The 25838-nt window shown below is 73.2% G+C and carries 20 protein-coding genes; 10 read left to right on the top strand and 10 right to left on the bottom strand.

Annotated features, from left to right (window positions below; genetic code table 11):
• The first annotated feature begins 263 nt into the window (after nt 1-263).
• The 8 genes from RLT57_RS23695 (at nt 264) to RLT57_RS23660 (ending at nt 11282) form a co-directional block, all read left to right on the top strand.
• Complete coding sequence (locus RLT57_RS23695) at nt 264-4463, top strand: sensor histidine kinase (RefSeq protein WP_311299291.1); 4200 nt, start codon at nt 264-266, stop codon at nt 4461-4463.
• A 9-nt stretch (nt 4464-4472) separates the two neighbouring features.
• Nucleotides 4473-4886 carry a roadblock/LC7 domain-containing protein gene (locus RLT57_RS23690; RefSeq protein ID WP_093737125.1) on the top strand — a complete coding sequence of 138 codons (414 nt, stop codon included), beginning with the start codon at nt 4473-4475 and terminating at the stop codon, nt 4884-4886.
• Between the two features lie 111 nt (nt 4887-4997).
• The gene (locus tag RLT57_RS23685; RefSeq protein WP_311299290.1) at nt 4998-5405 is read left to right on the top strand and encodes a DUF742 domain-containing protein; all 408 of its coding nucleotides are present in this window, start codon (nt 4998-5000) and stop codon (nt 5403-5405) included.
• Between the two features lie 34 nt (nt 5406-5439).
• Complete coding sequence (locus tag RLT57_RS23680) at nt 5440-5991, top strand: GTP-binding protein (RefSeq protein WP_093717894.1); 552 nt, start codon at nt 5440-5442, stop codon at nt 5989-5991.
• A 468-nt stretch (nt 5992-6459) separates the two neighbouring features.
• Nucleotides 6460-9678, top strand: a complete 3219-nt coding sequence (locus tag RLT57_RS23675; protein WP_311300834.1) for a sensor histidine kinase — start codon at nt 6460-6462, stop codon at nt 9676-9678.
• Nucleotides 9679-9687: 9 nt separating this feature from the next.
• On the top strand, nt 9688-10101 hold the full coding sequence (locus tag RLT57_RS23670; RefSeq protein WP_033173109.1) for a roadblock/LC7 domain-containing protein: 414 nt from the start codon (nt 9688-9690) through the stop codon (nt 10099-10101).
• Between the two features lie 79 nt (nt 10102-10180).
• On the top strand, nt 10181-10723 hold the full coding sequence (locus RLT57_RS23665) for a DUF742 domain-containing protein (protein WP_399129248.1): 543 nt from the start codon (nt 10181-10183) through the stop codon (nt 10721-10723).
• Nucleotides 10704-11282 (top strand): GTP-binding protein, encoded by a 579-nt coding sequence (locus RLT57_RS23660; protein WP_311299289.1) that lies wholly within the window; start codon nt 10704-10706, stop codon nt 11280-11282. Before RLT57_RS23665 ends, RLT57_RS23660 begins: the two co-directional genes overlap by 20 nt.
• Before the next feature lie 144 nt (nt 11283-11426).
• Here the strand turns inward: RLT57_RS23660 and RLT57_RS23655 are convergent, their stop codons facing one another.
• The 5 genes from RLT57_RS23655 to RLT57_RS23635 form a co-directional block, all read right to left on the bottom strand.
• Entirely contained in the window at nt 11427-11645 is a 219-nt protein-coding gene (locus RLT57_RS23655; RefSeq protein ID WP_311299288.1) for an acyl-CoA carboxylase subunit epsilon, read from the bottom strand.
• A 17-nt stretch (nt 11646-11662) separates the two neighbouring features.
• A complete protein-coding gene (locus tag RLT57_RS23650) occupies nt 11663-13246 on the bottom strand; it encodes an acyl-CoA carboxylase subunit beta (RefSeq protein ID WP_311299287.1) in 1584 nt (527 codons plus the stop codon).
• A gap of 180 nt (nt 13247-13426) precedes the next feature.
• Nucleotides 13427-14296, bottom strand: coding sequence for an HpcH/HpaI aldolase/citrate lyase family protein (locus tag RLT57_RS23645; protein WP_311299286.1), 870 nt, complete (start codon nt 14294-14296; stop codon nt 13427-13429).
• Nucleotides 14293-14877: a GNAT family N-acetyltransferase gene (locus tag RLT57_RS23640; protein ID WP_311299285.1), complete on the bottom strand. Its 585-nt coding sequence runs from the start codon at nt 14875-14877 to the stop codon at nt 14293-14295. Before RLT57_RS23640 ends, RLT57_RS23645 begins: the two co-directional genes overlap by 4 nt.
• A 247-nt stretch (nt 14878-15124) precedes the next feature.
• On the bottom strand, nt 15125-15652 hold the full coding sequence (locus RLT57_RS23635; protein WP_399129245.1) for a hypothetical protein: 528 nt from the start codon (nt 15650-15652) through the stop codon (nt 15125-15127).
• A 209-nt stretch (nt 15653-15861) separates the two neighbouring features.
• Between RLT57_RS23635 and RLT57_RS23630 the strand changes: the two genes are divergently transcribed.
• Nucleotides 15862-16452 carry a zinc-binding dehydrogenase gene (locus tag RLT57_RS23630; protein ID WP_311299284.1) on the top strand — a complete coding sequence of 197 codons (591 nt, stop codon included), beginning with the start codon at nt 15862-15864 and terminating at the stop codon, nt 16450-16452.
• Nucleotides 16453-16684: 232 nt separating this feature from the next.
• Here RLT57_RS23630 and cimA read toward each other — a convergent pair whose 3' ends face one another.
• The 5 genes from cimA to RLT57_RS23605 all read right to left on the bottom strand — a co-directional run bounded on the left by cimA (nt 16685) and on the right by RLT57_RS23605 (nt 24411).
• The gene (gene cimA, locus RLT57_RS23625; RefSeq protein WP_311299283.1) at nt 16685-18283 is read right to left on the bottom strand and encodes a citramalate synthase; all 1599 of its coding nucleotides are present in this window, start codon (nt 18281-18283) and stop codon (nt 16685-16687) included.
• Between the two features lie 493 nt (nt 18284-18776).
• Nucleotides 18777-19865 (bottom strand): branched-chain amino acid aminotransferase, encoded by a 1089-nt coding sequence (locus RLT57_RS23620; RefSeq protein WP_311299282.1) that lies wholly within the window; start codon nt 19863-19865, stop codon nt 18777-18779.
• A gap of 200 nt (nt 19866-20065) precedes the next feature.
• Nucleotides 20066-21103, bottom strand: coding sequence for a 3-isopropylmalate dehydrogenase (locus tag RLT57_RS23615; RefSeq protein ID WP_311299281.1), 1038 nt, complete (start codon nt 21101-21103; stop codon nt 20066-20068).
• A gap of 687 nt (nt 21104-21790) precedes the next feature.
• On the bottom strand, nt 21791-23422 hold the full coding sequence (pruA, locus tag RLT57_RS23610; protein WP_311299280.1) for an L-glutamate gamma-semialdehyde dehydrogenase: 1632 nt from the start codon (nt 23420-23422) through the stop codon (nt 21791-21793).
• A 59-nt stretch (nt 23423-23481) separates the two neighbouring features.
• Complete coding sequence (locus RLT57_RS23605) at nt 23482-24411, bottom strand: proline dehydrogenase family protein (RefSeq protein WP_311299279.1); 930 nt, start codon at nt 24409-24411, stop codon at nt 23482-23484.
• 113 nt (nt 24412-24524) lie between these two features.
• On the opposite strand from RLT57_RS23605, the gene RLT57_RS23600 reads away from it, so the two are divergent.
• Complete coding sequence (locus RLT57_RS23600; RefSeq protein WP_311299278.1) at nt 24525-25691, top strand: PucR family transcriptional regulator; 1167 nt, start codon at nt 24525-24527, stop codon at nt 25689-25691.
• Nucleotides 25692-25838 lie beyond the last annotated feature (147 nt).

Raw genomic sequence — 25838 nt, 5'->3', positions numbered from 1 at the left:
TGTGTACTTGACCCAATGCAATGAGTGACGCATGCCAAGAGGTGGGCTGCGGGCCTTGTTGGGGGATCCGGCACTGTGCTGGAATTCCCCGGACCACCGCATCACCTCGAAACCGGCGCGCAGGGGGTGCGTTACGAGTACCGAGCGGTGGTGAAGGGCACATCTGCCTCCTCGTGACCCGGGGCGGCCCTGAGCCCCCATGACTCGACACCGTCCCGTCCGCTTCGTCGCGGGGGACGCCTGGTCCAGAGGTTGCGACGCTAGTGCAGGGACGTTTCAAGAGGGACAGCGGCGCTGCGGGTGACCCGGAGCAGCAGCCCGGCGCGACCGGAAACGGTCCGGCGCAAGGGGCGGGCGACTCCGGAACCGCCGAGCCGGCGACCACTGCGGCCACCGGCCGGACGAGCACGCCCAGCGGCATCGAAGCGGGCAGGATCACCGGCCTGGACGGCAAGCCCGGACCGCGCATCGCCATGCGCAACTGGCGGATCAGCACCAGACTCGTCTCCCTGCTCGCCCTGCCGGTGGTCACCGCCTCCGCGCTCGGCGGTCTGCGCATCGACAGCTCGCTGGACAACATCAACCAGCTCGAGCACATGAAGACGCTGACCGACATCACCGAGCACGCCACCGGCCTGGCCGCCTCGCTCCAGGAGGAGCGGGACAGCTCGGCCGGCCCGCTGGCGTCGCACCAGCCGGACGACGCGGTCGACGCCTCGCGCAGCGCGACCGACCGCGAACTCAAGCTGTACAAGGCGGCCACCGACGACGTCTCGGCCGACGACCCGATCTACAGCGGTGTCCGCGCCACCCTGCTGTCCATCGGCCAGCAGCTCAACAGCCTCGCCGACATCCGGGGGCAGGCGTACAGCTCCCAGTCGGGCATCGGGCAGACGGTCTCGCAGTACGACGGCCTGATCCAGTCGCTGCTGTCGCTGTCGCAGGACATGGCGCAGGCGACCAACAACCACGAGATGATCCAGGCCACCCGCGCGCTGGCCGCGTTCTCCTCCGCCAAGGAGTACGAGTCGATGCAGCGCGCGGTGATCAGCGCCGCGTTCGCCACCGGCGGCAAGCTGGACGCCAACGACTACCAGACCGTGTACTGGGGCAGCCAGGACGAGGACACCGCCCTCAAGCGGTTCCAGAGCATCTACGGGCCGGACAGCCAGGAGCTGCTGCAGCCGATCCACAACAACGACACGATCAGCGAGCATGACACCATGCGGCAGCGGATCGCGGCGTCGCAGACCGGCATCACCAAGATCCACAGCTCGTACCGCGACTGGGACGACGACGCCAAGGCCAAGATCCTGGCGATGAACCAGATCGAGCGCTCGCTGCTGAACGACATGCAGCAGAAGGCACTGAAGCTGCAGAGCGAGGCCAAGCAGGAGGCGCTGATCTCCGGCGCGATCATCCTGCTGGTCCTCGGCGTCGCCGTGGTCGGCGCCTTCATCGTCGCCCGCTCGATGATCCGCTCGCTGCGCCGGCTGCAGCAGACCGCGCAGGACGTCGCCCAGAAGCGGCTGCCGGAGCTGGTCCGCCAGCTGTCCGAGACCGACCCGCAGGACGTGGACACCTCGGTCGAGTCGATCGGCATCAACAGCCGTGACGAGATCGGCCAGGTCGCACGGGCTTTCGACGAGGTCCACAGCGAGGCGGTCCGGCTGGCCGCCGAGCAGGCGCTGCTGCGGGGCAACGTCAACGCGATGTTCACCAACCTCTCCCGCCGCAGCCAGGGCCTCATCCAGCGGCAGCTCTCGCTCATCTCCGAGCTGGAGTCCCGCGAGGCCGACCCGGACCAGCTGTCCTCGCTGTTCAAGCTGGACCACCTGGCGACCCGTATGCGCCGCAACGGCGAGAACCTGCTGGTCCTCGCCGGTGAGGAGCCGGGCCGCCGGTGGACCCGCCCGGTGCCGCTGGTCGACGTGCTGCGCGCCGCCGCGTCCGAGGTGGAGCAGTACGAGCGGATCGAGCTGACCTCCGTGCCGACCGCCGAGGTCACCGGCCGTATCGTCAACGACCTCGTGCACCTGCTCGCCGAGCTGCTGGAGAACGCCACCTCGTTCTCCTCGCCGCAGACCAAGGTGCGGGTCACCGGCCACTCGCTGCCCGACGGCCGGGTGCTGATCGAGATCCACGACACCGGTATCGGCCTGTCCCCCGAGGACCTGGCCGACATCAACGAGCGGCTGGCCAACCCGCCGACCGTGGACGTCTCCGTGTCCCGCCGGATGGGCCTGTTCGTGGTCGGCCGGCTGTCCCTGCGGCACGGCATCCGGATCCAGCTCAGGCCGTCCGACTCGGGCGGTACGACGGCGCTCGTCATGCTGCCGGTGGACGTCACCCAGGGCGGCGCGGCGCCGAAGAGCATGGGCGCCCCGCCGCGCGCGGGAGCCGGCGCGGCGCCGCAGGGCGGCGGTATCGCCGGCGCCTTCGGCAACGCCCCCCGGGTCGGCAACCCCCCGCAGCGCGGGCAGGTGGGCGGCAACCAGCACCGCCCGGCGATCAGCGCCGGCGCGGGTGGCGGACGGCCCGGCGCCGGCGGTCCCGGCGGCCCGCAGCAGCCGGGGGCACCCCGCTGGGCGGCCCAGGACAACCCGCAGCAGGGCTTCCCCGACGACCGCGGCCCGGACACCCCGCGCGGTCACGAGGACGTGGAGGCGCCGGGCTTCGACGCCTTCGACTCCCCCGCGGGCGCCGCTCCGCGGGCCGGCGCCCAGCGCGGCCAGGGCGATCCGTTCGGCGGGCAGCCCGGCGGCCCGCGCGACCAGGGCCGTCCCGGACCGCAGGGCAGGCCGCCCGGCCAGGGCCGCCCGGCGGGCGGCTTCCCGCCCCCGCAGCCGCAGAACACCGGCCCCGGCGGCTTCCGTTCCGATGTCTTCGGCGGCCGTCCCGGCCCGACCCCGCGGCACAGCGGCGGTCCCGGCGCGGACGAGACCGCGCAGTTCCCGGTGATCCGCGAGGACGACCTCGCGCCGAGCGCGCAGGGCGGTCCGACGGGTCCCGCCGGCCCGACCGGCTACAGCGGCGGTGGCCAGGAGGGCGGCCCCGGCCAGTTCCAGGGCCGGCCGCCCGGCCAGGGCGGCCAGAACAGCCAGCCGGGCCAGTTCCCGGTGCCCGGCCAGGGCGGCGGGCTGCCGCAGCGCGGCGCCCCCGGCCAGCAGGCGCCCGGCGGGCCGGGCTACGGACGCGGCCCGCAGGAGCCGTACACCCCGGGCAATACCGGCCAGTTCCCGGTACCGGGTGGTCAGGGCCAGGACCCGGCCCGGCGCGCCCCGGCCTTCGACGGCGGCGGCACCGGCCAGTTCCCGGCTCCGCCGCAGCCCGGCGGCCCCGGTGACACCGCGCAGTTCCCGGCCGTACGCGACAGCGACTTCGCCCCGACCGGCCAGGACGACCGGGCCGGCCGGGCCCCCGCCGCCTTCGGCGGGGAGACCTCCGGCCAGTTCCCGGCCCCGCCGCAGCCCGGCCGGGGCACTCCCCCCGCCTTCGACGGCGGGGCGCCCGGCCCGTACCCGGCGCAGGGTCCCGGCGGGCTGCCGCAGCGCGGCGCGCGCGGCCCGCAGGGCAGCCCCGGCTGGACGCCGGCCGCCCGGCCCGGCGGGCAGGACCCCTACGACACCGGCGCCCCCCAACCGCCCGACCGCGGCGACGGAAGCGCCCCCGGCTTCGGCGGCGGGGTCCCCGGCCAGTACCCGGTGGCCCCGAACCAGCAGCAGCCCGGCGAGGGCCAGGGCTACCCGGCGCGGCAGCAGCCCGGCGACCGGCGGCCGCAGGGCCGCGCCGAGTCGCAGTTCCCGTCCGCTGAACCGATGGCGCTGCCGCCGGCCCCGACCCGCGGCGACGAGCCGACGCCGATCTTCGCGGCGATCGAGTCGGACTGGTTCCGCACCGGCCAGGCCGAGCGGATGCAGCAGGTCCACGTCGAGCAGTCGGCGCAGGCCGCCCGCGACCGGCAGCAGGCGCAGGCCCCGCGCCCGCCGGGCCGTACCGCGCCGCCGGCCCCGCCGCGTCGGCCGCTGGGCGACCAGCGCCCCGGGCCGGGCATCCCACAGCGCCAGAGCGGCGCCCCACAGTCGACCACCGCCCAGGCGTCGCCGATGGCGCCGCCGGGACCGGGAGCGCCGGGGACGCCGGTGGCCCAGCCGCTGCCCCGCGAGACGCCGAACTGGCGCAGTTCGCCCAACGACGCGCTGCGGCAGCGGGCCGAACAGATCCGCGAGCCCTCGGCCGGCGGGGTCACGCCGTCCGGTCTGCCGCGGCGGGTGCCCCGGGCCAACCTGGTCGCGGGCGGTGCGGCGCCGCAGCAGGCGCCGCAGGGCGGTCCGCAGGTCTCGCGGGCCCCCGATGATGTGCGCGGACGTCTGACCAACCTCCGCAGGGGTATCCAGCAAGGCCGCCAGGCCGGCGGTCACACCGACGGCCGTGGTTTCGGTACGAACTCCCAGGAGCGCTAGTTGAGTGCGATGAGCCAGGCGGCACAGAATCTGAACTGGTTGATCACCAACTTCGTGGACAACACCCCCGGGGTGTCCCACACCGTGGTGGTCTCCGCCGACGGCCTGCTGCTCGCGATGTCCGACGGATTCCCCCGCGACCGCGCGGACCAGTTGGCGGCCGTCGCCTCCGGCCTGACCTCGCTCACCGCCGGTGCCTCCCGCATCTTCGAGGGCGGCAGCGTCAACCAGACCGTGGTCGAGATGGAACGCGGCTTCCTCTTCCTGATGTCGGTCTCCGACGGCTCCTCGCTGGCCGTACTCGCGCACCCCGAGTGCGACATCGGCCTCGTGGGCTACGAGATGGCCCTCCTCGTCGACCGTGCGGGAGCGGTCCTGACCCCGGATCTCCGTGCAGAGCTCCAGGGCAGCCTCATGCACTGAGCGTCCGGCGGTCCCCGGGGCCGCAACGGACACGGCGAACAACTCCAAGGACGAAGCTCGTTCCCGTCATTCCGCACCAGCCATAGCACTGCCCGGACACGGAGGACCCTCATGACCCCGCCACCCGCCTCGCCGGGCCCGTACGGCGCGCCGCATCATGCGCCGTACGGGGTGGAAGGCGACCAGCCGCTGGTGCGGCCGTACGCCATGACCGGTGGCCGTACCCGGCCGCGCTACCAGCTGGCCATCGAGGCGCTGGTGAGTACCACCGCTGACCCGTCGCAGTATGGGGGGCTGCTGCCGGAACACCAGCGGATATGCCACCTGACCCGTGAGATCAAGTCGGTGGCGGAGATTTCCGCGCTGCTCGCCATTCCGCTCGGCGTGGCCCGGATCCTGGTGGCCGACCTCGCCGAGGCCGGTATGGTCGCCATCCACCAGCCGAGCAGCGGCGAGGCAGGCGGACAGCCAGATGTGACACTGCTTGAGAGGGTGCTCAGTGGACTTCGGAAGCTCTAGGCCACAACCGCAGACGGCGTACGGCGCGCCGCCAATGCGGTCCACCACCTCCGCGAAGATCGTGGTGGCGGGTGGCTTCGGCGTGGGCAAGACCACGTTCGTAGGTGCGGTGTCGGAGATCAATCCGCTGCGCACCGAGGCCGTGATGACCTCGGCGTCGGCCGGGATCGACGACTTGAGCCACGTCCAGGACAAGACCACCACGACGGTGGCGATGGACTTCGGCCGGATCACCCTGGACGACGACCTGATCCTGTACCTGTTCGGCACCCCCGGCCAGGACCGCTTCTGGTTCATGTGGGACGACCTGGTCCGCGGCGCCATCGGCGCCGTGGTTCTGGTGGACACCCGCCGGCTGGCGGACTGCTTCCCGGCCGTGGACTACTTCGAGAACAGCGGCCTGCCGTTCGTCATCGCCCTCAACGGCTTCGACGGCCACCAGCCGTACCGGCCGGAGGAGGTGCGCGAGGCGCTCCAGATCGGACCCGAGGCGCCCATCATCACCACCGACGCCCGCCACCGCGGCGAGGCCAAGAGCGCCCTCATCACACTCGTCGAACACGCGCTGCTGGCGCGCCTCAAGTAGCTTCTCGCCGCCGGCGCGCCGCCGGTTCAGGAACCACGGGGACCCGTTGTGTCGTTGGACACGGCGGGTCCCCGTGGTTCATAACGTTTCGAGAGAGTTTCGGGACCCGGTGACCACAGCTCGCGCTCAGCCGATACCGCAGCGCGTACGCCTGTCATATGGTTTGACGTGATTCTCGGCTTATGACCGTTTCCTGTCCGCGGCCCGCACGCCGCTTCCCGTATTCCAGACGTTTGGCTAGCGTGCCCATGACGTGCTGGAATGCGCAGAACCCGAGCGTAGGAACGGCCGTCGTCGCGCCGTCGCCGAGAGGTTGTTGGTCCAGTGAGGAACACCAGGCGAGCAGAAGCGGGCGCCCAGCAGGGTCCGCGGGGGAACTTCACGCCGCCCGAGCGCCCGGGAAGCACGACCGCGGAGCCGGTCACCGCGGAGCCGCCCGCCCTGCCCGGTCCGGGCAGCCGCTTCAACATGCGCAACTGGCGGGTGGCCACCCGGCTGAACGCGATCCTGCTGATCCCGGTGCTGGTGGCCCTGGTCTTCGGCGGCTTCCGGGTGAAGAGCTCGGTGGACACCTGGCGGCAGGCGGACGACGCGGTGCGCACCGCGGACCTGATCAAGGCCGCCTCGGCCTACAGCGACGCGCTGGAGGTGGAGCGCGACAGCACCGCGGTCCCGCTGCTGGCCGGCCGGCGCAACGCGCCCCAGGTGACGGCCGCCTACGCGGCCACCGACGCCGCCGCCCGCGCCTTCGACGCCGCCGCCACCCGGATACCCGACACCCCCGAGCTCGCGCACCGGCTGGCGACCTTCCGCGCGGTCGAGCCGCAACTGGCCGACCTGCGCAAGGCCGCGTACACCCGGCAGCTGCCGGGGGTGCAGACCGAGGAATTCTACGTCAAGATCCAGCACCCGCTGATGGCGCTGGACAACGAACTCGGTTTCGGCACCGGTAACGCAGCGGCCTACGGCCGTATCCTCTACGCGATCTCGCTGGCGAAGTCCGCCCAGTCGCTGACGCTGTCGATCGGCACCCACATCCTGGTCCAGAAGCCGGTCTCCGCGAAGGAGCTGGCGCTGCAGAAGACCTCGCTGGGTTCGTACCAGTACCTGGAGGGCATCGCCCTGGAGGAGTTCCAGGGCGGCGGCACCGCGCAGGACCAGCAGCGGCTCCAGGCGGCGCAGGAGAGCGCGCAGGAGAAGGGCCAGGCGCGGATCACCGCCGCCCAGGACAAGGCCGAGGCCGAGCACGCCGCGTTCGTGGTGCCGCCGGACCTGACCACGATGATCACCGACATCGCCACCCCGGGCCTGAGCACCGCCAAGCTCAACGGACTGGGCATCACCGCCCAGTCGTACAAGGCCGCCGCCGACCTGTCGTTCCAGGCGTACCGCACGGTCGAGGTGGCGCTGGCCGCCCAGGCGTCGACCGACGCCGCACAGGTCGCCTCCGACGCCAAGCGGGACGCCGTCGTCAACGCCGTGATCGTGCTGCTGGCACTGATCCTCGCCTTCATCGTGGCCGGCATGATGGCCCGCGCGATGAGCCGCAGCATGCGCCGGCTGCGCGGCGCGGCCTTCGAGATCGCCGAGACCCGGTTGCCGGGCCTGGTCGACCAGCTGTCGCGGTCCGATCCCGGCCGGGTGGACACCCGGGTGGCGCCGATCCCGATCAACACCCAGGACGAGATCGGCGAGGTGGCCCGCGCCTTCGACCAGGTGCACCGCGAGGCGGTCCGGCTGGCCGCCGAGCAGGCGCTGCTGCGGGGCAACGTCAACGCGATCTTCACCAACCTCTCCCAGCGCAACCAGGGCCTCATCCAGCGCCAGCTCACCCTGATCACCGAGCTGGAGAACAACGAGGCGGACCCGGACCAGCTGGCGAACCTCTTCAAGATGGACCACCTCGCCACCCGCATGCGGCGCAACGGCGAGAACCTGCTGGTGCTCGCCGGCGAGGAGGCGGGCCGGCAGTGGAACGAGCCGGTGCCGCTGGTGGACGTGCTGCGCGCGGCGGCCTCCGAGGTGGAGGCGTACGAGCGGATCGAGCTGGTCGGGATCCCGGAGACGGAGATCCACGGCAGCGCGGTCACCGACCTGGTGCACCTGCTGGCCGAGCTGCTGGAGAACGCCACCTCGTTCTCCTCGCCGCAGACCAAGGTGCGGGTCACTGCGACCCGGCTGCCGGACGGCAGGGTGATGGTGGAGATCCACGACCGCGGTATCGGCCTGACCGCCGAGGACTTCGCCGACATCAACCACAAGCTGGCGGAGCCGCCCACCGTGGACGTCGAAGTGGCCAAGCGGATGGGCCTGTTCGTGGTCGGGCGACTGGCCGACCGGCACGGCATCCGGGTACAGCTGCGACCGTCCGGCGAGCAGGCCGGCACCACCTCGCTGGTGATGCTGCCGGAGCCCATCACCCACGGCGGTGGCGGCGGGGAGTTCGCCGGCGAGGACGACACCGACTTCACCGTCCCCCGGATCATGCCGGAGCACGAGGCGGCCGAGGCGGCGGCGTTCCGCCCCGAGGTGATGGCGACCGCCCCCGGCCAGCGCACCGCGGCCGAGCTCGGCTTCGACGACTCCCGCTACGAGCGCCGGCCCGGCCTGAACCCGGTGGGCCGTTCGCTGCTGCGCGAGGAGCGGCGCGCCCAGCTGGAGGCCGCGGTGGCCGACCGCCAGGAGGACCCGGACCAGCACGACTCCGGCCGCCAGGAGGCCGCCCCGGCGGGGATCCAGGCGGCCTACGAGGAGCAGCAGCCCGGCTACGACGGCGGTTTCGGCTACGGGCAGGCGCCCGCCGCGACCGGCGGCGGCTACCAGGCCCCCGCCGCGGCCACCGGCGACGGCTACCCGCCCGCCCAGGGCTACGACCCCGGTTACGACCCCGGTTACGACCCGGCCTACCGGCAGCAGACCTACGGGCAGGGCTTCCAACCGGACTACCGGCAGCCGCCGCAGACCGGGTTCTTCGGTGAGGCGGCGCCGGCCTACGGCGGCGCGTACGAAAGCGGCTACCCGCAACCGTACGGGCCGGCCGAGGGGCAGCAGCAGCCGTACGACCCGTCCTACGCGCAGGGCGCGCCGGACCCCGGCGACGGGCAGGGCGGCCTCGGCGGCTACGACCCGGGTTACCCGCCGCCCGGTGACCCGGCGGAGTTCTCCGGTTACAGCCCAGCTCAGACGGAGTGGACCGACGCTGAACCCGAGGTGGCGGAATCCGTTCCGCCGCTCCCGCAAGCACCGCAGGAGAGCGTAGTCTCACCTTCGCTGACGGACGCCGGCCTGCCGCGCCGCGACCGGCAGCAGCGGATCGAAGCGCAGGAGCAGCCCGAACAGGAGACTGCGCATGCTCCGGAAGCCGAAGAGCCGGCGGACCCCGAAGAGTCCGACTGGCGGTCCACCAACGACGAGAACTGGCAGCGGGCCGAGCAGGTCCGTGAGCCCAAGGCAGGCGGGGTCACCCCGTCCGGCCTGCCACGGCGGGTGCCCAAGGCCAACCTGGTCCCGGGTGCCGCGGCGCAGACCCCGCAGGGCGGCCCACAGGTCTCCCGCGCCCCCGAGGACGTCCGCGGCAGGTTGAGTAATCTGCGGCGTGGCGTCCAGCAAGGGCGCACTGCTGGAACTGACACGAACGGACAGGCCACCGACAGCCCATTCGGCGGCCCCCAGAACCAGGAGCGCTAGTTGAGTCCGATGAGCCAGGCGGCACAGAACCTGAACTGGTTGATCACCAACTTCGTGGACAACACCCCCGGGGTGTCCCACACCGTGGTGGTCTCCGCCGACGGCCTGCTGCTCGCGATGTCCGACGGATTCCCCCGCGACCGCGCGGACCAGTTGGCGGCCGTCGCCTCCGGCCTGACCTCGCTCACCGCCGGTGCCTCCCGCATCTTCGAGGGCGGCAGCGTCAACCAGACCGTGGTCGAGATGGAACGCGGCTTCCTCTTCATCATGTCCGTCTCCGACGGCTCCTCGCTGGCCGTACTCGCGCACCCCGAGTGCGACATCGGCCTCGTCGGCTACGAGATGGCCCTCCTCGTCGACCGAGCGGGCACCGTACTCACTCCCGACCTTCGGGCCGAACTGCAGGGCAGCCTGCTCAATTAACGCAACACGGCGTGCGGCCGGTCCGGACCCCGCCCAGGGGCCCGGACCCCGCCGGCAGGCCGCGTCAGGAGGAGGACCCGTGAGCACGTCCCCCGGTGCAGACCCGTACGGCAGTCAGCAGCCGCCCGTGAACCCGTATCAGTTCCCTTCGACACCGGAGCCCGGACCGCAGTACCGGCAGCCGCGGATCCAGCCCTACGCGCCGCCGCAGGCCCCACCGCCGCAGACCCCGCGCGGCCCGGCAGCCGGCACGGGTGGCGGCGGCGGCCGGCGGCCCGCGCCCTCCGGGCTGGTACGGCCCTACGCCATGACCGGTGGACGCACCAGGCCGCGTTACCAGCTGGCCATCGAGGCCCTGGTCAGCACCGCGGCCGACCCCGAGCGGCTGCGCGGGCAGCTGCCGGAACACCAGCGGATCTGCCTGCTGTGCCGGGAGGTCAAGTCGGTCGCGGAGATCTCCGCGCTGCTGTCCATCCCGCTCGGCGTGGTGCGGATCCTCGTGGCCGACCTGGCCGAGGCCGGCCTGGTCGCGATCCACCAGCCCGGTGGTGACGCGGCGGCCGGTGGCCAGCCTGACGTGACACTGCTCGAAAGGGTGCTCAGTGGACTTCGGAAACTCTAGCGGTCCGGCCCGCGCCACCACCTCCGCGAAGATCGTGGTGGCGGGTGGCTTCGGCGTGGGCAAGACCACGTTCGTCGGCGCCGTCTCGGAGATCAATCCGCTGCGCACCGAGGCCGTGATGACCTCGGCGTCGGCCGGGATCGACGACTTGAGCCACGTCCGGGACAAGACCACCACGACGGTGGCGATGGACTTCGGCCGGATCACGCTCGACGAGGACCTGATCCTGTACCTGTTCGGCACCCCCGGCCAGGACCGCTTCTGGTTCATGTGGGACGACCTGGTCCGCGGCGCCATCGGCGCCATCGTCCTGGTGGACACCCGGCGGCTGGCGGACTGCTTCCCGGCCGTGGACTACTTCGAGAACAGCGGCCTGCCGTTCGTCATCGCCCTCAACGGCTTCGACGGCCACCAGCCGTACGGGCCCGAGGAGGTGCGCGAGGCGCTCCAGATCGGACCCGAGGCGCCCATCATCACCACCGACGCCCGCCACCGCGGCGAGGCCAAGAGCGCCCTCATCACACTCGTCGAACACGCGCTGATGGCGCGGCTGCGGTAGCCCGGCCCCGCAGACGGCTTCGGCCCCCCACCGCCGGGACGGTGGGGGGCCGAAGCCGTTGCCGCGATGCCTTGGGGCACGAAGACGGCGGCGGGGAGCCGTCGGCGTGAGGGGTTCGCGCCGAGGCCGGGAGCGGTGGCGGGCTCAGCCCTGCCAGGAGTGCGGGGCGCGGAAGCCGGGGGTGCGCTCCAGACGGCGCCAGCCGGCCGTGGAGCGGGCCGGACGGGCCTGCTGGGGCCCGGCGTCGCCGGCGGCGGCGCGGGCCAGCAGGATGGCGGTGAGCGCGGCCACGTCCTCGGGGTCGGCGTTGCCCTTCTCCACACGCACCAGCGAATCGGCGGGAGTACTCACGGTGGTCTCCATGGTGGGCTGCTGGGGGGCTACTGGGGGGGGTTGCCGTGCTTGCGCGACGGCAGGTCCGCGTGCTTGGTACGGAGCATGGCCAGCGAGTCGATCAGCACCTGGCGGGTCTCCGCCGGGTCGATCACGTCGTCGACCAGGCCGCGTTCGGCCGCGTAGTACGGGTGCATCAGCTCGGCCTTGTACTCCTTGACCATGCGGGCGCGCATGGCGTCGGAGTCGTCGGCCTCGGCGATCTGCCTGCGGAAGATGACGTTGGCGGCGCCTTCCGCGCCCATCACCGCGATCTCGTTGGTGGGCCAGGCGTAGGTGAGGTCCGCGCCGATCGACTGGCTGTCCATCACGATGTACGCGCCGCCGTAGGCCTTGCGCAGGATCAGTGAGATCCGTGGCACGGTGGCGTTGCAGTAGGCGTAGAGCAGCTTGGCGCCGTGCCGGATGATGCCGCCGTGCTCCTGCGCGACGCCGGGCAGGAAACCGGGGACGTCCAGCAGCGTGATGATCGGGATGTTGAACGCGTCGCACATCTGGACGAAGCGGGCGGCCTTCTCGGACGCCTCGATGTCGAGAACCCCGGCCAGTGAGGCGGGCTGGTTGGCGACGATGCCGACCACCTGGCCGTCGAGCCGGCTCAGGGCGCAGATGATGTTGGTGGCCCAGCGCTCGTGGATCTCCAGGTACTCGCCCTCGTCGACGATCTCCTCGATCACCTTGTGCATGTCGTAGGAGCGGTTGCCGTCGGCGGGCACCAGGTCGAGCAGCGCGTCGCCGCGCCGGTCCGCCGCGTCGTGGCTCTCCACGCTCGGCGGGTTCTCCCGGTTGTTCTGCGGGAGCAGGGAGAGCAGGAAGCGCACTTCCTCAAGGCAGGTCTGTTCGTCGTCGTAGGCGAAGTGCGAGACGCCGGAGACGGTGGAGTGGACGTCGGCGCCGCCGAGTCCGTTCTGGCTGATCTGCTCGCCGGTGACGGCCTGGACCACGTCGGGTCCGGTGATGAACATCTGCGAGGTCTCGCGGACCATGAACACGAAGTCGGTCAGGGCGGGCGAGTAGGCCGCGCCGCCGGCGCACGGGCCGAGCATCACCGAGATCTGCGGGATGACGCCGGATGCGCGGGTGTTGCGCTGGAAGATGCCGCCGTAGCCGGCCAGCGCCGAGACGCCCTCCTGGATACGGGCACCCGCGCCGTCGTTGAGCGACACCAGCGGCGCTCCGGCCGAGATGGCCATGTCCATGATCTTGTGGATCTTGGTGGCGTGGGCCTCGCCGAGGGCGCCGCCGAAGATCCGGAAGTCGTGGGCGTACACGAAGACGGTCCGGCCGTGGACGGTGCCCCAGCCGGTGATGACGCCGTCGGTGTAGGGGCGCTTGGCCTCCAAGCCGAAGCCGGTGGCGCGGTGCCGCCGCAGGGGCTCCACCTCGTGGAAGGTGTCCTCGTCCAGCAGCAGGTCGATCCGCTCGCGCGCGGTCAGCTTGCCCTTGGCCTTCTGGGCCGCGGTCGCCTTCTCGCTCGGGCCGCGCCGGACCTCCTCGCGGATCGCGTGGAGCTCGGCGACGCGTCCGCGGCTGTCCTTGGCCGCAGCGGGCACCTCTTGCGATGTGGTCATGTACCGACAGTACGAGCGCGAGGGCCGTTTGGGGTCCGTCTACTTCGTACAGTGTCCGTCGGCACTTCATGGTGGGTCCCGACAGAAGGGCCCGGCGGCGGGCCCGCGGCGCCGGGCGGGAAAGCGCCGCCATTTGTCCGTTCTGCTCGGTCCGGTACGGCCGGCCGGGTGACGCCGGGTTCAGCGGCCGCCGATCGCCTCGGCCAGGGCGAGCAGTCGGCGGGCCTCCTCGACGTGCAGGTTCTCGATCATCCTGCCGTCGACCGTGGCCACCCCGCGCCCCTGTGACGTGGCCTCTTCGAACGCGGCGATGATACGCCGGGATCGGTCGAGTTCGGCAGGCGCGGGAGCGAAGATTCTGTTACACGGTTCGAGCTGGGCGGGGTGGACGAGGGTCTTGCCGTCGAAGCCGAGCTGCCGGGCCTGGAGGGTCTCGGCCTCGAAGCCGGGCAGATCGCGTACGTCATTGTAGACACCGTCCATGACCGATCTGCCGGTGGCACGGGCCGCGAGCAGTACCAGGGACAGCGCGGTGAGCAGTGGCGCCCGGCCCGGGACGTGCTCGGCGCGCAGTTCCGCGGCGAGGTCGTTGGTGCCGAGGACGAGGACGGTCAGCCGCGGTGAGGCGGCGGCGATGGCCCGTGCCTCGAACACCGCCCCGGGTGTCTCGATCATCCCCCAGACGGCGGTACGGTCCGGGGCACCGGCCGCCTCCAGCGCGGCCACGGTCCGCCGGACGGTGTCGGGCGAGTCGACCTTCGGCACCACCACCGCGTCGGGTCCCGCCTCGGCGGCGGCCCTGAGGTCGTCGGCGTGCCAGGGGGTGCCGGGGGCGTTGACCCGGATGGCGACCTCGCGGTGGCCGTACACGCCGCTCGCCGCGGCCGCGGCGACCCGGTCCCGGGCGGTGGCCTTGGCGCCCGGCGCCACCGAGTCCTCCAGGTCCAGGATCAGGGCGTCGGCGGGCAGCGACGCGGCCTTCTGCAGGGCGCGTTCGTTGGCGCCGGGCAGGTAGAGCGCGGACCTGCGGGGGCGGAGGGCGGTGGTCACGGGCGGGTCTCCTCGGGTGCGGTGGCGCGGGTCCCGGCGGGTCCGGGGTCACGGGCGGCGAGCCCGTCCGCGAGCTCTTCGGGCGCCGGGCGCGGTTCCCACCGCATCGTCATATCCGGTTCGTGCTCCATGTTGCGGGACCCGTCGTCGGTGTCGGCCACCGTGAAGCCGTGGTGGGTGTAGAAGGCGCGGGCGTCGGTGTTCCTCTGGAACACGAACAGCGAAAGGCCCCCGGGGCGGTGCGCCTGCGCCCGGCGCAGCAGCAGCGTACCGATGCCCTGCCGGCGCGTGCCGGGCAGCAGGTAGAGGGCGTCCAGCAGGTCGTCCTCGACGGCCGCGTAGCCGACGATCCCGTCGGCCGTCTCCGCCACCCAGACGGTCGCCTTGGCCAGTACGACGTCCCGTACCCACGCCTCCACTTGGGCGTCGGTGCGCTTGCGGGGCGGCAGGTACGGCATGGCCGCCTCGCGGGAGAGGACGTGCGTGCGGGCGATGCCGGCGGCGTCGGCGGGGACGGCTTCCCGTATGACGGGGCCGGCCGGTCCTGTGTGGTCCGCGGGTTCGGTCAGGGGTTCGGTCACCGGGGCACCCTACGGGGCCGCCCGGGTCCGGTTCGACCGGTTTACCCTCCCGGCGGCGCTACGGGCCTGCTCCGCGCCGGCCGCCGGCCATCCCCCGGCCCCCGGCCCCCGGCCGCCCCCCGGCCGCCCCCGCCACCGCGCCGGTGCGGTTCCGCGCGGGCGGGACCGCGGCCGGGCGGCGGCGGGGCTCGCAGGGGGCTCGCTCCCGGCGTACCCCTTGCAGGGGTGGGGACCCCTCGGCGGTCGGTCAGCAGCCGCCGCAGGTGTAGAAGAGCACGTCCCAGTGGGTGCCCTCGTCGGCGTAGATGTTGCCGGAGGCGGCCTGCCACTGGGGGTAGCCGTCGCCGCGCAGGCCGATGTAGGTGAAGGCGTTGTGCACGTAGTTGGTCAGGCAGGTGTTCTTGCCGAAGTCCAGCTTGTAGCCGTTGTAGTGCGAGTACGTACCGCTGGCGTGGCCCACCTCGGTGCCGCCGGTGATGTTCAGGGCGCAGCCGCTGGCGTTCTTGAGTGTGACCGCGCCCTGGGCGGTGGTGAGGTTGAGCTGGTCGAAGGACGTACAGGTCGAGTTGCTGCGGGTCGTGCAGCCGCCGGAGGACGACCAGGTGATGCCGGCGGCGCTGAACGTGCTCGCCGCCTGGGCCTGGGTCAGCTTCGTGACGGCGTAGGCGTCCTGGGTGGCGGCCAGGCCGACGCCGGGGGCGAAGAGCACGGTGAGGACCAGCGCGAAGGCGCTGATCCAGGCGTGCGGGCGGGTGGGCAGACGCAGGGTCCTCATGCGTTCTCCTCCTGCTGCGCGCGGCTGTTGCCGCTGGGGTGAGGGGTGTGCAGGTGGCGCAGGAGAAGAGTCTGCCCGAGCACCGCGGGCGTCAGCCAGGGGGCGGGGCCGCGGACTTCCCCCGTCCGGCCCGGGAGCCGCCGCCCCGCGCTCCCCGGTGGCGGACCGGTCGGGAGCGCGGTGACACCGGCCGGACGGCGGTCGGGCTGGTGGAGAGCTCCGGGATCGGCGTGGGCGGAACCGGGCTGGTGGAGTCCGCCGCGGGGGCGGTCGGCACGCTGGTGCTGCAACTCGCCCGTACGGCGGGCGCGAAGCGGCTGATCGGGCTGGCCCGTGGCGCGGAAAAGATCCGGCTGGTGCGGGAGTCCGGCGCGGACGCGGCCGTCGACTACACCGAGCCGGACTGGCCGGCGCAGGTCCGGCGGGCGGCTCCGGACGGCGTGACGGTGGCCCTGGACGGCGTGGGCGGCGAGACCGGCCGCAACGCCTTCGAGCTGCTGACTCCCGGCGGGCGGTTCGTCGTCTTCGGTTTCTCCGGCGGCGGCATCACCCGGGTGGAGCCGGCCGAGGCCGCCGAACGCGGTGTCACCGTGGTCTCCTACTTCGGCCCGCCGACCGCCGACCGGCGAGCGCGGCCCGCGGGCCCAGCTCCGCCAGATCCGCCGGGCGCTGGCCGCCGCGGCGGACGGACGGCTGCGGCCGTTCGTCGGCCGGCGCGCTTCCCGCTGGCGGAGGCCGCCGCCGCGCACGCGGCGATTTCCGCCAGGTCCACCGCCGGGAAGACCGTCCTGTTCCCCTGAGCTCCCGCTCCGCCGAGCGCCCGCGGTACGCGGCGGAGCGGCGTCGCCACGCGGATCCGGATGCCAGGTCCGGGGTCTGTCGTCCGGGTCCGCGCGGGTGGCGGAGCGGGGGCCGGTGGTTTGCGGCCGCACGGCCGAGGAGGGAGGCGACGCGGTGCGTCGCCGACCGGCGGGAACCCGGCGGACGCGCGGGCCGGGGCCCGCGGCGCCGCGGAGATCCCCACGACAGACCCTAGTCCTCGGGGGTGAGGCCGGCGCGCAGCAGGCCGTAGGCGTAGGCGTCGTCCAGGGCCTGCCAGGAGGCGGCGATGACGTTGTCGGCGACGCCGACGGTGGACCACTCGGCGGCGCCGTCGGTGGTGGTGATCAGCACCCGGGTGGTGGAGTCGGTGCCGGAGCGGCCTTCGAGGATGCGGACCTTGTAGTCGACGAGGGCGAAGTGGGCGAGCTGGGGGTAGATCTGCTCCAGCGCGGTCAGCAGCGCCCGGTCGAGCGCGTTGACCGGGCCGTTGCCCTCGGCGGTGGCGACGATGCGCTCGCCCTTGGCCCACAGCTTGACAGTGGCCTCGTTGGCGTGGGTGCCGTCGGGGCGGTCCTCGGTGATGATCCGCCAGGACTCGGTACGGAAGAAGTGGCGCGCCTCGCCGTCCACCTCGGCCCGCAGCAGGAGCGCGAAGGAGGCGTCGGCGGCCTCGTACGTGTAGCCCTTGAGCTCGCGTTCCTTGACCCGCGCGACCACCCGGCCGACCAGCTCGCGGTCGCCGCCGAGGTCGATGCCCAGTTCCTTGCCCTTGAGCTCGATGGAGGCGCGGCCGGCCATGTCGGAGACCAGCATCCGCATGGTGTTGCCGACGAGCTCGGGGGCGATGTGCTGGTAGAGGTCGGGGTCCACCTTGATCGCGGAGGCGTGCAGGCCGGCCTTGTGCGCGAACGCGGAGACGCCGACGTACGGCTGGTGGGTGGCCGAGGGGAGGTTGACCACCTCGGCGATGGCGTGCGAGATCCGGGTCATCTCGCCGAGCGCGCCGGCGGGCAGCACCCGGCGGTCGTGCTTGAGCTCCAGGGCGGCGACCACCGGGAAGAGGTTGGAGTTGCCCACCCGCTCGCCGTAGCCGTTGGCGGTGCACTGGACATGGGTGGCGCCCGCGTCCACGGCGGCCAGCGTGTTGGCGACCGCGCAGCCGGTGTCGTCCTGGGCGTGGATGCCGAGCCGGGCGCCGGTGTCGGCCAGTACCCGGGCGGTGACGGCGTGGACCTGGGCCGGCAGCATCCCGCCGTTGGTGTCGCACAGCACGACGACGGAGGCGCCGGCCTCGTGCGCGGCGCGGGCCACCGCGGCGGCGTACTCGGGGTTGGCCCGGTAGCCGTCGAAGAAGTGCTCGCAGTCCACGAAGACCCGGCGGCCCTCGGACACCAGGTGGGAGACGGTGTCCCGGACCATCTCCAGGTTCTCCTCCAGCGTGGTGCGCAGGGCCAGCTCGACATGCCGGTCGTGGGACTTGGCGACGATCGTGACGACCGGCGCGCCGGCTTCGAGCAACGCCCTGACCTGCGGGTCGTCGGCGGCCTTGGAGTGCGGCCGGCGGGTGGCCCCGAAGGCGACCAGCGTCGCGTGCCGGAGCTCCAGCTCCTTGGCGGCGCGGGCGAAGAACTCGGTGTCGCGGGGGTTGGCCCCCGGCCAGCCGCCCTCGATGAATCCCACCCCGAAGTCGTCCAGGTGCCGGGCGATCGTCAGCTTGTCGGCGACGGTGAGGTTGATCCCCTCGCGCTGGGCGCCGTCGCGCAGCGTGGTGTCGAAGACGTGGAAGCTGTCGTCCAGTTCGGCGGTCATGGCGTTGTTCGCTCCTGTCGGGTGAGTGGGTTGCCCCCGGGCGGGCGGGCCGTCCGGAGGTTCCGACTCCACTTGCCCCCATCATCCCGCGTGCCTCGCGCCTCCGGCGTGGTGGGGCCGGGAAACGAAAAAACCCCTCGCGGATGCGAGAGGTCTGCACGCGGGTCTGGGGCACGGTGGCGCTCCGCTGGGTTCGGCGGAACGGTCACTGCGGACCGGCGTGCCTGCTGCCGATAATCATCGTGGCGTACGAGGACACGGCGTCAGTGTGCCACACCCGGCCCCGCCCGAGCCCACCCGGCCCCCCCCGGTCTCACTATCCGACCGGCCCGGGGTTTCCCGCGAGGGCCCCCGGGCCCCGCGGGGTCCAGGCGGGGCGCCCCCTGGCGCAAAGGCAACCCCGGGGTCCGGGCCGGGCACCGCCGGGCGCCAAGGCACCCCCGGGCCCGGTCGGTCAGGCGCCGACAGGCGCAAAGGCACCCCGGGGAGCGCCTCACGCGCCGAGTGGATGCATCCAGCCGTGGGGGTCGGGGGCGCGGCCGGTCTGGATGTCGAGCAGTGCGGCGCGCAGCCGCAGCGTGACCTCGCCGGGCTCGCCGCCCGCGACGGTCCAGTCGGCGCGGGTGGACTTGACGGCGCCGACCGGCGTGATCACGGCCGCCGTGCCGCAGGCGAAGACCTCGGTGATGGTGCCGTCCTCGTTGCCGCGCCGCCAGTCCTCGACGCTGATGCGCTCCTCGCCGACCTCGTAGCCGAGGTCCGCGGCGATGGACAGCAGGGAGTCGCGGGTGATGCCCGGCAGCAGCGAACCGGACAGCTCGGGGGTGACGATCCGGTTCCCGTACACGAAGTACAGGTTCATCCCGCCCATCTCCTCGATCCACCGCCGCTCGATCGCGTCCAGCCAGACCACCTGGTCGCAGCCGTGCTCGATGGCCTGGGCCTGGGCGATGAGGGAGGCCGCGTAGTTGCCGCCGGTCTTGGCCGCGCCGGTGCCGCCGGGGGCCGCCCGCACGTACTCCTCGGAGAGCCACACCGAGACCGGCTTGACGCCGCCGGAGAAGTACGCGCCGGCCGGTGAGGCGATCACCAGGAACAGGTACTCGTCGGCGGGCCGCACCCCGAGGCCGACCTCGGTGGCGAACATGAAGGGCCGCAGGTAGAGCGACGCCTCGCCCTCGGCCGGCACCCACGCCCTGTCCTGCCGGACCAGTACGTCGCAGGCCGCGATGAACGTCTCGACCGGCAGCTCCGGCATCGCCAGCCGCCGGGCGGACGCCTGGAAGCGCCGCGCGTTGGCCTCGGGGCGGAAGGTGGCCACCGAGCCGTCCGGCTGGTGGTACGCCTTGAGTCCCTCGAAGATCGTCTGCGCGTAGTGCAGCGTCATGTTGGCGGGCTCGAGCGACAGCGGCGCGTACGGGACGAGCTGGGCGTCGTGCCAGCCGCGGCCGTCGGTCCACTTGATGGTGACCATGTGGTCGGTGAAGTGCCGCCCGAAGCCGGGCGCGGCCAGGATCGCGTTCCGCTCGGCGTCGGCGAGCGGGTGCGCGGAGGGCTTGAGCTCGATGGTGGGCGTCGTCATGTCAGTGTCCTTCACGGTCCTTCACGTCCTTCACCGTGTTGTGGTACCCGTCCCGGATGGTAGGACGTCCGAGTTTCCCCCCGTGAATCCGGCCCCGCCGTCTGATGGTCGCAGCGGCGGGGCCGTGGGCCTGTCGGTGTCCCGGGCCGGCCGGAAAATCACCGGTCAGCCCGTGCGTGCCGGCCGGTGCCGGCCGTGGGTCATACCCGGGCGGCCAGCGCGTCACCGATCTCGACGGTGGAGCGGGCCGGCCCGTCGGCCCGCTCGGCCAGGTCGGCCTGCACGGCGGTGTCGATCCTGGCGGCCTCGGCGTCGTACCCCAGGTGCCGGAGCAGCAGCGCCACCGAGAGCACGGTCGCGGTGGGGTCCGCCTTGGACTGCCCGGCGATGTCCGGGGCCGAGCCGTGCACCGGCTCGAACATCGACGGGAAGGCGCGGCCGGGGTTGATGTTGCCGCTGGCCGCCACGCCGATGCCGCCGGAGACGGCCGCGGCCAGGTCGGTGATGATGTCGCCGAAGAGGTTGTCGGTGACGATCACGTCGAACCGCTCGGGCTGGGTGACCAGGAAGATGGTCGCCGCGTCCACGTGCAGGTAGTCGGTGCTGACGTCGGGGAACTCGGCGCCGACGGCCTCGAAGATCCGGGTCCACAGGTGGCCGGCGTGCACCAGCACGTTGTTCTTGTGCACCAGCGTGAGCTTCTTGCGCGGGCGGGCCTGGGCGCGGGTGTAGGCGTCGCGGACCACGCGCTCGATGCCGTACGCGGTGTTCAGGCTGACCTCGGTGGCGACCTCGTGCTCGGTGCCGGTCCTGATGGTGCCGCCGTTGCCGGTGTACGGGCCCTCGGTGCCCTCGCGAACCACCACGAAGTCGATCTCGGGGCTGCCCGCCAGCGGGGAGGCGACCCCGGGGAACAGCTTGCTGGGACGGAGGTTCACATGGTGGTCGAAGGCGAAGCGCAGCTTGAGCAGGAAGCCGCGCTCCAGGACGCCGGAGGGCACCGACGGGTCGCCGATCGCGCCGAGCAGGATCGCGTCGTGCGTCTTCAGCCGGGCCAGGTCGTCGTCGGTGAGCGTCTGGCCGGTGGCGTGGTAGCGCTTCGCGCCGAAGTCGAATTCCCTGGTCTCCAGCTTGACGTCCTGCGGGAGGACCGCGGCGAGGACCTTCAGGCCCTCCGTCACGACTTCCTGGCCGATACCGTCACCGGGGATCACTGCGAGGCTGATGCTGCGAGACATGTCGGGCACCCTACTCCGCGTCCCACCCCGTGACATGGGGCGTCCGTATGCCGGACGGGCGGATGGGTCCGCCGCCCGCCCGCCGCCCGCCCGTCGCCGCGCCGCCCGCGTGCCGCGCGGGGCCGGCCGCCGGGTCCGCGACCGCGGAACCCGGCGGCCAGGGCGCTTCGCCGCTGACGGACTAGCTGGTCTGCGGGATCTCGTGGCCGGTCTCGCCGCCGTTGTCACGGCGGTCCATGGAGCGCTGGAGGGCGCGCAGGGCATTCTGGCGGGCGTTCTCGTCCATGGTGATCACTCCCGTGGGGAATCGGAGAGATGCGGGGTCGTCGCCGCGGAACGGGGCGGAGAGCGGCGCCGCGGGGGGTGACCCGCACAGGTGGGCGCCATGCTCGTATCCGCCGCTCGTCCGGTCGGACGAGACGTTCGGCTCCTGACCACGCTAAGTCAGCGCGGCCGTCCTGTCGCCACGATTACTCGGACTTCCTACTATCTGAGACAGACGTCACCCGTACGCGTCCGCCGGGGCCCGCGGGACCCGCCGTCGCGGTCGCGGGGAGGCGGGAAGGCGGGGCGCCGGACGCGAGGCGGGCGGAGGGCGTGGCGGACCCCCGCCGCCCGGCCGGGGAACCGGAGGCGGGGGCGGGGGCTGGGGCTGGGGCGGTCGGCGGGTCGGCCGGCCCGCGAGGCTCAGCCCTGGTGCGGGTAGCGGTACTCCGTCGGCGGCAGCAGGGACTCCTTGATCGCCCGGGTGGAGGTCCAGCGCATCAGGTTCTGCGCCGCCCCGGCCTTGTCATTGGTGCCGGAGGCCCGCCCGCCACCGAAAGGCTGCTGGCCGACCACGGCGCCGGTGGACTTGTCGTTGATGTAGAAGTTGCCGGCCGCGAACCGCAGCCTCGCCATCACCTCGGCCGCCGCCACCCGGTCCCGCGCGATGACCGAGCCGGTCAGGGCGTAGTCGGCGACCGACTCCATCTGGTCGAGCATCGCGTCGAAGTCGGCGTCCTCGTAGACGTGCACGCCGAGGATCGGGCCGAAGTACTCCTCGCGGAAGATCTCGTTGTCCGGGTCGGCGCTGACCAGGACGGTCGGCCGGACGAACCAGCCCACCGAGTCGTCGTAGGTGCCGCCGGCCACCACCTCCACCGCCGGGTCGGCCTTGGCCCGCTCGATGGCGGCCGTGTTCTTGGCGAAGGCGCGCTCGTCGATCACCGCGCCGACGAAGTTGCTGAGGTCGGTGACGTCGCCCATGGTGATGCCGTCGACCTCGGCGGCGAACTCCTCCTTGAATCCGCCCTCCCAGATCGACCGCGGGATGTAGGCGCGCGAGGAGGCCGAGCACTTCTGGCCCTGGTACTCGAAGGAGCCGCGGGTCAGCGCGGTCCTGAGCACGGCCGGGTCGGCGGACGGATGGGCGACCACGAAGTCCTTGCCGCCGGTCTCGCCGACGATCCGCGGGTAGGAGCGGTAGCGCCCGATGTTCTCGCCGACCGTGCGCCACAGGTGCTGGAAGGTTTTGGTGGAGCCGGTGAAGTGGATGCCGGCCAGCTCCGGGTGGGCGAGGGCGACCTCGGAGACGGCGACGCCGTCGCCGGTGACCAGGTTGATCACGCCGTCCGGCAGCCCGGCCTCGCGCAGCAGCCTCATCAGCAGTACCGCGGAGTGGGTCTGGGTCGGCGACGGCTTCCACACCACGACGTTGCCCATCAGCGCGGGGGCGGTGGGCAGGTTGCCGGCGATGGCGGTGAAGTTGAACGGCGTGATCGCGTAGACGAAGCCCTCCAGCGGGCGGTGGTCGAGGCGGTTCCAGACGCCGGGCGCGTTGGCGACCGGCTGCTCGGCGAGGATCTGCCGGGCGTAGTGGACGTTGAACCGCCAGAAGTCGACCAGTTCGCAGGGGCTGTCGATCTCCGCCTGCTGCACGGTCTTGGACTGGCCGAGCATGGTGGAGGCGGCCAGCGTCTCCCGCCAGGGGCCGGCGAGCAGTTCGGCGGCGCGCAGGATGATCGCGGCGCGGTCGTCGAAGGCCGTCGCGCGCCAGGCGGGGGCGGCGGCCAGCGCCGCGCCGACGGCGTCCCGGGCGTCCTGGGCGGTGGCGTTGGCATAGCTGCCGAGGCGGGCGCCGTGGTTGTGCGGCTGGACGACATCGAAGCGCTCACCGCCGCCCATCCGCTCCTGGCCGCCGATGAACAGGGGCAGGTCGACCGGGTTGCCGGCCAGCTCCTTCAGCTTCGCTTCGAGGCGGGCACGCTCCGGGCTGCCGGGCGCGTACGAGTGCACCGGCTCGTTGACCGGCGCGGGGACCTGGGTCACGGCGTCCATGAAGCGTTTCTCCTCAGTGGTCGTGAAGGGAGCGGGGATCGGGCGGCGGCGCCGGCGGCTCAGCGCGCGGGGGCGAACGAGCGCAGGAAGAAGGTGAGGTTGGCGGGGCGCTCGGCGAGGCGGCGCATGAAGTAGCCGTACCAGTCGGCGCCGTAGGGCACGTAGATCCGCATGCGCTCGCCGGCGTCCGCCAGCCGGCGCTGCTCGGCGGTGCGGACGCCGTAGAGCATCTGGAACTCGTAGCGGCCGGGGGCCCGGTGGCTGCGGGCGGCCAGTTCCTGCGCGATGGCGATCATCCGGGGGTCGTGCGAGCCGACCATCGGGTAGCCGTCGCCCGCGAAGAGGGTGCGCAGCGCCCGTACGTACGCCTTGTCCACCTCCTTCCTGTCCTGGTACGCCACCGACGCGGGCTCCCTGTAGGCGCCCTTCACCAGCCGCACCCGGGAGCCCTCGGCGGCCAGCGCGCGGACGTCGTCCTCGGTGCGGAAGAGGTACGACTGCAGCACGGCGCCGGTGCCGGGGTGCTCGCGGCGCAGTTCGCGCAGGACCGCCAGCGTCGAGTCGACGGTGGTGTGGTCCTCCATGTCGAGGGTGACGGTGGTGCCGACCGCGGTGGCGAGTTCGGCGACCCGGCGGACGCCGGCCAGCGCGATGTCGTGGCCGCCGTCGGGGAGCGCCTGGCCGAAGGCGGAGAGCTTGACGGAGACCTCGGCGCGGTCGCCGAGCCGCTCGTCGCGCAACGTCTCCAGCATCCGCAGGTACGCGTCGCGGGTGGCGTGGGCGGTGGCCCGGTCGGTGACGTCCTCGCCGAGGTGGTCGAGCGTCACGTCGAGGCCGCCCGCGGTCAGCGTGCGGACGGCGGCCAGCGCCGGGTCCAGCGCGTCACCGGCCACGAACCTGCGCACCACCGGGCGGGTGACGGGCGCGGCGGCCACGACGCGGCGCATACGGTCGCTGCGGGCGGCGGCGAGCAATACCGGACCGAGCACGGGGGCCTCCTGCGGATTCTCGACGAACGGCGTCCGTCACGGTGAATCTAGGTACCGGCTACCCCGAGAACCACGGACACCTGTCACGCATCCGGGTGCGGTCCCTCAGACAGATGTATGAGGCGCCGGGTGACAATGGCGGGGTGCGGACGGACTACGGCGGGCTGCAGGAGCTGGTGGACGAGGTGTCGGCGCTGCTCGGCGCGCCGGCGACGCTGGAGGACCGCGACTTCCGGCTGATCGCCTTCGGCGCGCACGACAGCGAGGACGACGCGGCGGTGGACCCGGTGCGCACCCGGTCGATCCTGACCCGCCGCTCCACCGCCGAGGTCCGGGACTGGTTCGAGCGCTTCGGCATCGCCCGCGCCACCGGCCCGGTCCGGATCCCGGCGGCGCCCGCGGCGGGCGTCCTGCGCGGCCGGCTCTGCCTGCCGGTGCGGCACGGCGGCGTCGTCCACGGCTATGTCTGGCTGCTCGACGAGGCCGAGCACTCCGCCGCCCACCTGGCCGCCGCCATGGCGGTGGCCACCCGGATCGGCGATCAGCTGGCCGCGGCCGCCGGCACCGGCGCCGCGGCCGGCGAGGCGCTGCTGGCGGTCCTGACCGGCGCGTCCCCGGAGGCGGCCGGCGGCCTGCGGACCGCGCTCGGCCCGGACGCCGCCGAGCCGCACGCCCTGGTCTGCGTGAGGCTGCCGGACCCCGGCGACGCCCCCCGGGAGCTGCCGAGTCCGCGTGCGGTCCCCTCGGCCGCCGCGCTGATTCGGGTCCCCGGCGGCCTGGTCGCGCTGCTGGTACGGCTCCGGTCGGCGCGTCTGGCCGCCCCGGCCAGGACCGCGGCGACCGGTCTGCTGGAGTCGCTCGGGGTGCCGGGCGCCGTCGCCGGGATCGGTGAGCCCCGGCCGTCGCTGCGGGAGCTGACCGACGCCTGGCGGGAGGCCGGGGCGGCGGCGCTGGCCGCTCGGGCCGAGCCGCGGCTCGGCCCGGTCGCCCGCTGGAGCGAGCTGGGCGCCTACCGCCTGCTGACCGCGCTGCCCGCGGGCGCGCCCCCCGACCCGGCGGTGGCCCCGCTGCTGGCCCCCGCGCACCGCGAACTCGCCCGCACCGCCGAGGTGTTCCTCGACCACGCGGGACAGGCCGGCCGGACCGCCGCCGCGCTGGCCGTGCACCGCCAGACCCTCTACTACCGCCTCTCCCGGATCGAGCGGCTGACGGGACTCGACCTCGCCGACGGCGAGTCGCGGCTGCTCCTCCACATGGCCCTGAAGGCGGCCCGGCTCTGAGACCCGGCCGCGACCCGCGGCCGGGCGCGCGTACGGGAGCGGAAAGCGGAGCCCGGCGGGGGCGGGCGGGTGAGCGGGGGAACGGCCACGCCGCCGCCTCTCCCGGGGGCGGGGGAGGCGGCGGCGCCGGTGGAGCGGGCCGGAATC

This window comes from Streptomyces sp. ITFR-21, from assembly GCF_031844685.1.
Lineage (GTDB): Bacteria > Actinomycetota > Actinomycetes > Streptomycetales > Streptomycetaceae > Actinacidiphila.
The sequence above is the reverse complement of the archived record's forward strand: the minus strand, read 5'-3'. Positions and strand labels throughout refer to the sequence as shown.

Coding starts and splice junctions, on each gene's coding strand:
- RLT57_RS23600 (WP_311299278.1), top strand. CDS start 24,525: ATGTATGAGGCGCCGGGTGACAATGGCGGGGTGCGGACGGACTACGGC.
- RLT57_RS23675 (WP_311300834.1), top strand. CDS start 6,460: ATGCGCAACTGGCGGGTGGCCACCCGGCTGAACGCGATCCTGCTGATC.
- RLT57_RS23650 (WP_311299287.1), bottom strand. CDS start 13,246: ATGACCACATCGCAAGAGGTGCCCGCTGCGGCCAAGGACAGCCGCGGA.
- cimA (WP_311299283.1), bottom strand. CDS start 18,283: ATGACCGCCGAACTGGACGACAGCTTCCACGTCTTCGACACCACGCTG.
- RLT57_RS23670 (WP_033173109.1), top strand. CDS start 9,688: ATGAGCCAGGCGGCACAGAACCTGAACTGGTTGATCACCAACTTCGTG.
- RLT57_RS23620 (WP_311299282.1), bottom strand. CDS start 19,865: ATGACGACGCCCACCATCGAGCTCAAGCCCTCCGCGCACCCGCTCGCC.
- RLT57_RS23655 (WP_311299288.1), bottom strand. CDS start 11,645: ATGGAGACCACCGTGAGTACTCCCGCCGATTCGCTGGTGCGTGTGGAG.
- RLT57_RS23685 (WP_311299290.1), top strand. CDS start 4,998: ATGACCCCGCCACCCGCCTCGCCGGGCCCGTACGGCGCGCCGCATCAT.
- RLT57_RS23615 (WP_311299281.1), bottom strand. CDS start 21,103: ATGTCTCGCAGCATCAGCCTCGCAGTGATCCCCGGTGACGGTATCGGC.
- RLT57_RS23690 (WP_093737125.1), top strand. CDS start 4,473: ATGAGCCAGGCGGCACAGAATCTGAACTGGTTGATCACCAACTTCGTG.
- RLT57_RS23635 (WP_399129245.1), bottom strand. CDS start 15,652: ATGAGGACCCTGCGTCTGCCCACCCGCCCGCACGCCTGGATCAGCGCC.
- pruA (WP_311299280.1), bottom strand. CDS start 23,422: ATGGACGCCGTGACCCAGGTCCCCGCGCCGGTCAACGAGCCGGTGCAC.
- RLT57_RS23680 (WP_093717894.1), top strand. CDS start 5,440: ATGCGGTCCACCACCTCCGCGAAGATCGTGGTGGCGGGTGGCTTCGGC.